The 1,112-nt window shown below is 66.7% G+C and carries 1 protein-coding gene; it reads right to left on the bottom strand.

Annotated elements, in window-relative coordinates:
- Positions 1-99: 99 nt before the first annotated feature.
- On the bottom strand, positions 100-1,112 hold a 1,013-nt coding region (locus AC2VON_RS26215), incomplete at its 5' end, for an NAD(P)H-dependent flavin oxidoreductase (RefSeq protein ID WP_486955427.1).

Genomic DNA, 1,112 nt, shown 5'->3' with positions numbered 1-1,112 from the left:
AGCGCATCGAAGGCCGCGGTGATCGCTTCCCGACTACTACCCGAACGCATATTCGAATACTAGACAGACCCGCCGACAAGAATCGGCGTGCAGTTTGGGTCAGACCGCGGCGGCGTTGATCTCTTCCAGCCGGTTGGTCGCCTCCAGATACTCGGCGACCCAGCGTTCGATGACCGCCGCGGTCTTCTCCACCTTGGAAAGCTGCCCGACCACCTGCCCGACCGGGTTGAACGCGACGTCGACGGTCTCGTTCGGGTATTTCTGGGTCGCGGCGACGGCCATGCCCGAGACCATGTACTGCAGCGGCATGCCGAGCGGTTCCGGGTTACCCGGCTGCTCCCAGGCGTCGGTCCAGTCGTTGCGCAGCATCCGGGCCGGCTTGCCGGTGAACGAACGACTCCGGACCGTGTCGCGGCTGCTGGCCCTCGCATAGGCCGCCTGCTGGACTGCGGTGTTGGATGCCTCGTCGACCATCAGCCACTGCGACCCCGTCCACGCGCCCTGCGCACCCATAGCGAGTGCGGCGGCGATCTGCTGGCCGCTGGCGATGCCGCCGGCCGCCAGCACCGGCCGCGGCGCAACCTCGTTGATCACCTGCGGCCACAACACAATCGAGCCGACCTCTCCGCAGTGGCCGCCGCCCTCGCCGCCCTGGGCGATGATGATGTCGACGTCGGCGTCGGCGTGTTTGCGGGCCTGCGACGGCGAGCCGCACAGCGCCGCCACTGTGCGATCGCAGTCGTGGATGTGTTTGATTATGTCCGACGGCGGGGTGCCGAGCGCGTTGGCGATCAGCGTCATCTTCGGGTGCTGCAGCGCGACCTCGACCTGAGGGGTGGCCGTCGCCTCGGTCCAACCGAGCAACCGCAGCGCGCTTTCGCCACTGTCGCCGATGGGGACGCCGTGGTCGGCCAGGATCTTGCGGGCAAAATCCAGATGCCCCTGCGGCACCATCGACCGCAGCGTCTCTGCGAGTTCCTCGGCGGACTGATGCGACTCCATCCCCTCGTATGTACTGGGGATCACGATGTCGACGCCGTAGGGATGGTTGCCGATGTGCTCGTCGATCCAGTTGAGCTCGATCTCGAGTTGCTCGGGTGTGAAGCCGACCG

This window comes from Mycobacterium sp. TH-M82, assembly GCF_057473605.1.
This window is presented reverse-complemented; position numbering and strand designations above follow the sequence as displayed.